At 54.1% G+C, this 6,850-nt stretch carries 9 protein-coding genes and 1 pseudogene; 2 read left to right on the plus strand and 8 right to left on the minus strand.

Going from position 1 to position 6,850, the window contains the following annotated elements:
• Positions 1 to 95: 95 nt before the first annotated feature.
• Positions 96 to 296, plus strand: a pseudogene (locus BM174_RS20195) (type II secretion system protein E); the annotation flags it as partial.
• A 111-nt stretch (positions 297 to 407) separates the two neighbouring features.
• Here the strand turns inward: BM174_RS20195 and BM174_RS20200 are convergent.
• The 5 genes from BM174_RS20200 to BM174_RS20220 are packed head-to-tail and all read right to left on the minus strand — an operon-like array spanning position 408 to position 4,013.
• Positions 408 to 779 carry a nuclear transport factor 2 family protein gene (locus tag BM174_RS20200; protein WP_093925610.1) on the minus strand — a complete coding sequence of 124 codons (372 nt, stop codon included), beginning with the start codon at positions 777 to 779 and terminating at the stop codon, positions 408 to 410.
• 4 nt (positions 780 to 783) lie between these two features.
• On the minus strand, positions 784 to 1,671 hold the full coding sequence (locus BM174_RS20205; protein ID WP_093925611.1) for an alpha/beta hydrolase: 888 nt from the start codon (positions 1,669 to 1,671) through the stop codon (positions 784 to 786).
• Positions 1,668 to 2,153, minus strand: coding sequence for a flavin reductase family protein (locus tag BM174_RS20210; RefSeq protein WP_177209562.1), 486 nt, complete (start codon positions 2,151 to 2,153; stop codon positions 1,668 to 1,670). Before BM174_RS20210 ends, BM174_RS20205 begins: the two co-directional genes overlap by 4 nt.
• Positions 2,153 to 2,830, minus strand: a complete 678-nt coding sequence (locus tag BM174_RS20215) for a glutathione S-transferase family protein (RefSeq protein ID WP_093925613.1) — start codon at positions 2,828 to 2,830, stop codon at positions 2,153 to 2,155. The genes BM174_RS20210 and BM174_RS20215 overlap by 1 nt, the downstream gene beginning before the upstream one ends.
• Complete coding sequence (locus BM174_RS20220) at positions 2,823 to 4,013, minus strand: LLM class flavin-dependent oxidoreductase (RefSeq protein ID WP_093925614.1); 1,191 nt, start codon at positions 4,011 to 4,013, stop codon at positions 2,823 to 2,825. Before BM174_RS20220 ends, BM174_RS20215 begins: the two co-directional genes overlap by 8 nt.
• A gap of 57 nt (positions 4,014 to 4,070) precedes the next feature.
• On the opposite strand from BM174_RS20220, the gene BM174_RS20225 reads away from it, so the two are divergent.
• A complete protein-coding gene (locus BM174_RS20225) occupies positions 4,071 to 4,727 on the plus strand; it encodes a helix-turn-helix domain-containing protein (RefSeq protein WP_245766471.1) in 657 nt (218 codons plus the stop codon).
• Between the two features lie 251 nt (positions 4,728 to 4,978).
• Here the strand turns inward: BM174_RS20225 and BM174_RS20230 are convergent, their stop codons facing one another.
• The 3 genes from BM174_RS20230 to BM174_RS20240 form a co-directional block, all read right to left on the minus strand.
• The gene (locus tag BM174_RS20230; protein ID WP_093925616.1) at positions 4,979 to 6,184 is read right to left on the minus strand and encodes an acyl-CoA dehydrogenase family protein; all 1,206 of its coding nucleotides are present in this window, start codon (positions 6,182 to 6,184) and stop codon (positions 4,979 to 4,981) included.
• A 175-nt stretch (positions 6,185 to 6,359) separates the two neighbouring features.
• Positions 6,360 to 6,542, minus strand: coding sequence for a helix-turn-helix domain-containing protein (locus tag BM174_RS20235; RefSeq protein WP_281244881.1), 183 nt, complete (start codon positions 6,540 to 6,542; stop codon positions 6,360 to 6,362).
• 36 nt (positions 6,543 to 6,578) lie between these two features.
• Positions 6,579 to 6,850 (minus strand): ATP-binding protein (locus BM174_RS20240; RefSeq protein WP_177209563.1); only part of this gene is annotated, 272 nt, incomplete at its 5' end.

Raw genomic sequence — 6,850 nt, forward strand, 5'->3', positions numbered from 1 at the left:
GCCTCCGGTCGGGCTACGCCCTCCCTTCAGCACACACCCGCCGCGACGTCTCATCCTGATTGACGCTGAGTCTCATCCAGTTTGTCGCGCTGCAGGAGTTGGCAATAGATCGGTTAGCCATAATGGTCTTGCAAGCAGGCACGCCGCTGACATTTGCTGAGGTGCGGCAGTACATCCAAAAGTCAATTGATGTGATCGTTCAATTGGGTAGAAAGGACGGTAAACGTGGGATTGCTGAGTTTTATTTGCCTAACACGCCTAAAGAAAGCGCGACGATTGCGGTCATTCGTGACTAGCGCAGCGAAGGCGTCGGAAGTGCGCAAAGTGCCTGATGCTGTACCGTGCATGAATGATGGCATTGGGTGCAGCAGATCGTTTAACAATGCCGACGATCTGCTGCGGAACTTTTAAGTGCGCTGTTTATAATAGGTGTCTTTGTGCACTATCAGACCATTTTTGAAGGTCAAAATATCGACGCTAAGGTATTCCTCTGTGGTGCCGTCCTGGTGGCGGGCCGTGCGGCGGTATTCGCAGTAGGCTTTCGTCGCGGTCAGCGCACAATCGAGCGTTTCCCAGTGCACAGTCTCAACCTTTTCGAACAATCCCGCAAAGACACTACGTATCACATCTGCTCCTTCAAAACGAACTCCGTGCACATCTGGGCCGATTGCATGATCAAAGGTTGCATCAGGAGCAAAGTACTGCATCACAATATCAATATCATTTGCGTTAAATGCGTCGCCAACGGCATCCACCAATTCGCGTGTCAGGTCAGTCATATCGTTATCCTTTCAGGCCAAGCATGGCGCAGGTTTTGACAAAGAATGGGCTAGCGGGGTCCGCCAGCACGTTGAGTTCATCGAAGTGGTCCACGTTTGGCACCACGTACATTTCTATGGGCCGTTCATCGGTCGCAAACTTGTCTTGGTACATGTGCGACTGGCGGTGAAACTCGTCCGTTTCGGCCCCACCTACAACAACCAATTGCGATGCGTTTGTCACTGGCGGATGATTGGACATAGGGCTTTCGGCGATTGCTTCTGATGTGTTCATCCTGAGGTTTGCGTTAAGAGCGAGGGTCAGGCGTACAGGCTCCAAATAGCTGAGCGGGGAGACGGGAATACCAGATTTTATAAGGTCTGCTGGCAAGGCGGCCTCGCGGGCAGGCCAGTCAGTGGCCATCATCATCTGGGTCAAATGCCCGCCTGCGGAATGGCCCATAACCGTGATCCGGTCGCGGTTGATGCCCATCTTTGGGGCTTCGTGCCAGACATAGGTCAGCGCCTCGCGGAGTTCTTCGCAGATGCGCGTCATCGTGACAGCTGGGCACAAATCATAGCCGACTACCACGACATTCACCCCTTTTTGCACAAAGGGCGTCGCAAGGAAGCTATAGATTGATTTGTCGCCACGCTGCCAATAGCCTCCATGGATCCAAATCAGGGTAGGGGCTGTAGGGTCGCCGCACCGGAACACATCCAGCAATTGCTTTTCGCCGTCTGCATAACGCACGTCCAACATGCAATCGAGGGTATCACGCGCCGCCTGACTGGCGGCGATCCAACCTGGAATAACCGTCTCTTCATAATCCGGGCGTCCCGCGCGTAGGTTATACTGGGCATCGAACCAATCAGGGTCGCGTCCTTCGTGGAGGGTTAAAGGGTCCGTCATAGTTTGGCCTCCGATTGAGGGGCGTCAAAGAAGGTGCCCCGACAATAAACAAGTGGGGGCGTTGGTTGATGAGAGTAGCTCTCAACCAATCCCAACAGAATTTCATGATCTTCGGCGTCAATGCGTGCGCGAACCGAGCAATCCAACCGGGCGGATGATCTGGGCAGAAGTGGTGCGCCATCAGGCCCAGCATCCCAATCAACCCCGTCAAATCTGTTTTCAACTTTGCTGGCAAAATGCAAAGCAAGGTCCTGTTGGTCACAGGCCAGTATGTTGACCCCAAATCGAGACGAAGCGGCAAGTGTAGGGAATACACGGCCCGTTTTGGCGATACATACAGAAATAACCGGTGGGTCCAGCGATACTGATGTAAACGAATTGGCGGTCAGCCCCCATGGTTGGCGATGACTGTCAAAGGCTGTCACAATGGTGACGCCTGTTGCAAAGCTACCAAGGGCGCAGCGATAGTCTTTGATGTCCATCAGTTCACACCCTCGGATGCGCATGCTTTTTCAAGGGCCGCCCATTCGTCGGGAGTCGTTCCAAAATGGCGCATCACGTGGTCGCGGTAGGCGGGTCGTTCTGTCAGGTGTTGGTACCATGCTTCGACATGCGGCAATGGAGGACGATCCACATCGACATTGAAATAGCGATAGACGACGCAACCCAACGGAATATCTGCCATCGTAAAGGTGGCGCCACAAACGTAATCACGGTCGGTTAAATGCCTATCCAAAAGGCTCAGCGCGCCATGTGCTTCGTCCCGCAGGGTGGCTATTTTGTACGGGTCCCGGTCGGTTGGCTGGGTGCGTACTGTGGCAAAGAACAAGTGGATCACGGGCACAAACGCCTTGCTGGCGGACCATTCCATCCATTGATCTGCGATGGCGCGGGTCTGCGTGTCCTTTGGGCTAAGGCCTCCTGCGTCATAGCGGTCACACAGGTAACGCACGATTGCGAGGCTTTCCCACAGCGCAAAATCACCATCCCTGATCGCGGGGATCATGCGATTGGGATTGATCAAGGCGTAGTCATCCGTGTCCAGCTTACCGAAGCTGCCACCAGCCAATTGCAGCGTATACTCTAACCCCAGCTCATTCGCGGTCCAGATCACGGGGATCACATTTGACGAATAGGGCCTCCCCCAAATCTCAAGCATTAGCACGCTCCCGTTTCTGCGCGATTGATTGGGTGCCGAAACGCGGCACCACATGTTCGAACAGCCGGTGCCAACTTGCGAGGATCTTCTTATATGGGACGCCGGTGTATTGTTGCATCAGCATCAGGTGATCGAGGCCGGTCGTTTCTTGCCGTTCGGCAATCCGGTTTGCCACGAACTCGGCATCGCCCACCATGATGATCCCGCGTTTGTTGAGGAAGTCAAACCAGTCGCGGCCCTCGTCGTCAGGCGTCATTTCTTCGCCGACGTCTAGGTATCCGTGCTTCGTCCACTCCCCTGCAGGGCGCGAACCGCCAAGGAATTCATAATAGGCGTTGATCGAGGGGCGGATGGTTTCCACGGCCTCTTCCATGCTTTCACCCACATAAAACGCAGTGCAGACGCCTACGCCTTCACCCAAAGCCACGTCGCGGCCTGTGCTTGCAGCCAGCGCATCTTGATACGGTTCCCAACAGGCGCGCGTGCGTTTGACGCCGGCCGCCATCGAGATCACCCCCCAGCCCTTGTCGCCCGCCAACTTGAATGTCGGTGGCGCGTTGGACATCAGCCACACAGGCGGGTGCCCGTCCTGATAGGGCCGCGGGTGGACATACATGGCTTTATATTCGCCATCCGGTCCGTGATAGCGCGGATCAAGCGGTTCAAAGAAACGGTTGGTTTCCTTCCAACCCGGCACAGGAAATTCATAAAACTCACCCTTGTGGGTGAAAGCCTCGTTGGTCCAAGCTTTCAGGATCACTTCAAGGCTTTCCTGATAAAGCCGCATAACCTTGACGTTGTCGCGACGGTCTGCATTGGGGTTGAACTGGATGGTAGAGCGTTCGTTGATGCCCTTGGCCACGCCAAAATCCACACGCCCAAGTGTCATGTTATCCAGCATCGCGACGTCTTCTGCCACACGCAGGGGGTGCCAGTCGGGCAAAATGATGGGTGCTGTGCCGACGCGCAGCTTTTTGCAATGGGCGGCAACATGCGTACACATTTGCACCGGATTGGGCGGCGCGTTCATGTAGCCGTTGTGGGCAAAGTGATGTTCGGTGAACCACGCTGTGGTAAAACCCGCGTCCTCCGCCAGCGAACATTGCTCAAGGATCATCTCAAGCGTGCGTGTCCAAGGGATGGTTGCCCCGGGGTTGAAATTCGCGATTAGATCAAAACGCATTGCACTAACTCCTGATGGCTCGAATCAACCAAGTTGAATTTTACTCCATAATTCAACTTGGTTGAATTTCATATAAGAAATCAACTATTATTTTGTATGAACAAAAATGACTCCCCAGATGCAGCCGCACGCCTTGGTGCTGAAATCCGTGAAGTGCGCAGGGCGCGCGGCCTGACACTGAACGCTCTTAGCGCGCAATTGTCTTGTTCGACGGCTTATCTTAGCCGGATCGAACTGGGCAATGCGCGGGTCTCGGATCCGTTACTGCAAGAGATTGGCAAAGTGCTGCATGTTGATCCTGCTTGGTTCTTTCCCGTCCAGTCAGGCGATGGGCCGCTGGAACGCCACCACATCGTTCGCGCAGAAAACCGCAGGCAGTTGTCTGACATGTACACGCGCAGCGAGGCGGAAATGGGATTTCGCGATGAACTGCTTTCCAGTACATTATCCGGCCAGTGCTATCTGATATTGTCCCGGTTCGCACCGGGCAAGGGTGCGCCAGCCGAACCATTGGAAGGCTTCGTGTTTGAAGGTGAACAACACGCCATTGTCATAACCGGAGAGGTCGAGCTGCGTTTAGGAGATGAGTTGATAGTACTGAGGGCAGGCGATAGCTTTTCTTATCCTTCAATGATCGCCCACCGCTTTCGCAACCGAACAGATGAAGAAGCCACAATGGTTTGGGCCATGTCCCCCGTAAGGATCAGTTGGTAGCCTAGCAATATAGTGTTCAATGGCACGATAAGTGCGGCAATTTAATTGTAAATGCAGACTTTCTCGCCGCGCAGCAGCCAGAAAACCAGCCATTCAAGTAAACTACTGCATAGATTTTATGGATAAGGGGCAAGTTGCGGACTTCGTCGTCGGTCATCATTTTATTGGCAACAACAGGAATTGGTATTCAAGTGGCCGCTTCAAAGCAACCGCTTTGCTTTCATTACGGCAGGTCTACCCATAGAGGCAAATTACTGTGCAGCTACCGAAACCGTGTTTGTGTCTGCCTCACCGAACCCCTTAGGCACTGGCAAATCGGGCAAGCTTGCTGCACGCTTTTGCATGGCGCGCCCAATGACGATGCGGCTAATTTCCGTCGTGCCGTCCACGATCCGCAGCATTTGCGCGAGGCGGGACAACCGGTCTAGCCCATATGGCTGCAACAGGCCCATTCCACCCAATACCTGCGTGCATGTATTGGCTGCCTTCACAGCAGCATCTGGCACAAATCGTTTGGCATGCGCGGCCATCAGCGGGCCCTCAGGCGTTCCAAGAGCCTCGGCAGCTTTACGGTACAGCAGCTTGGAGACCTCTAGGTCGGTCGCCACTTCACCCAGCATCCACTGGATTCCGTCTAGATCGAGGTTCTTTCCGCCAAACATCTTGCGATTTTTAGAATAGGATAACGCCGTATCAAGGGCGGCTTGCATCAAACCGCAACACCCCGACGCGATAGAAACTCGAGCGATGTCGATAGCCATAAGGGACCCTTGCAAACCCTGACCGATGGGCAGGATGATATTGTCCTCACTGACAACAACTTTATCGAGGTACATCTCTGACATCGGCAGGAAGTTATAGGACGGGGTGTCATACATCGGGCCAAAACTGATGCCTGGCGCGTCAGCGGGAATAGCGATCATAGCCATGTCCTTATGGCCCGGCGCATCGCTGGTCTTGACGACCGTAAAGTAGATATCGGCCTCCGTCGCCAAGCTAACCCAAGCCTTTGAACCGCTGATCGTCCATGTGCCGTCACCATTAATGGTGGCGCGGGTGTACATGTTCGTTGCGTCAGAGCCTGATTGTGGTTCGGTCAAAGCAAAGTTAGCCAACTTGCGGCCCGAGGTAAGGTCGCGCGACCATTTATCCTTAAACGCGTCGGTCCCATACCCGCAGCCCGCGAAGGTACAAATGTTGTGCATCGACAATGCAAACGCATAGGCCCCATCGCCAAGGCCCAGCTGTTCATAGACCTGAATACCCTCGGACAGTGGTAATCCTTGGCCGCCAAGTTCCTCTGGTGCGTAGAGCCCCGTCAAACCAGCCGCACCGGCGTTGTCAGATGCATCACGCGGCCATTTTTTTGCGGCGTTCCATGCGTCAACATTTGGTGAAATAACGTCTTGTGCATGTGCGCGTGCAGCTTCAAGAATGGCGGCGAGTTTCTCTGACATAGGATGTTCCTTCCAATAGGCTGCACTGTTGTAACTCGCCAAAGCTCAGAATACGGCTGGCAAAGATGTTTTGCAGTCCATCTCATACTAAATTGGCTTCTTGGGACCAACGTGCCGTAAAAAACAGCGCCGTTCTATCTCAAGAGATGACAGATCATTGTCCAAAAGTGACAAATTAGCGATCGATTGTCCTATTGCGCCGATACGAACTTGGCGTGTTGCCCGTCCATCTTTGAAAGGCGCGGTGGAAATTTGCAGCCGACGAGAACCCTACTTCATGTGCAATCGCTTCAACGCTCTTCTGACCCATTGCTAGGTGTCGGATTGCGATGTCGCGGCGCAAAGTATAGCGCGACAATCTGGGTGAGACGGCGGCGACAATCATGATGAGATTCTATGTCGCGGCATCTGTGACGATATCATCGTTATTGCCGTCGGCAAGATTTTCTTCGTCTGTTGTTTGTCGCTCCGCGTCAATCAGCGGTGTGTTGTTGATTGTCGCGTATGTGGCAGGCCTGCCTCGCTTGCGTTTGGCTTCGAGCGCGGATCGCCGCCGGTAGCTCTCGACATTCATTTCGAAGATGGTCGCATGATGAACAAGCCTGTCGACGGCCGCGAGTGTCATGGCGGGATCGGGGAAGACCCTGTTCCATTCGCCGAACGGCT

This window comes from Sulfitobacter brevis (genome assembly GCF_900112755.1).
Taxonomy (GTDB): domain Bacteria; phylum Pseudomonadota; class Alphaproteobacteria; order Rhodobacterales; family Rhodobacteraceae; genus Sulfitobacter; species Sulfitobacter brevis.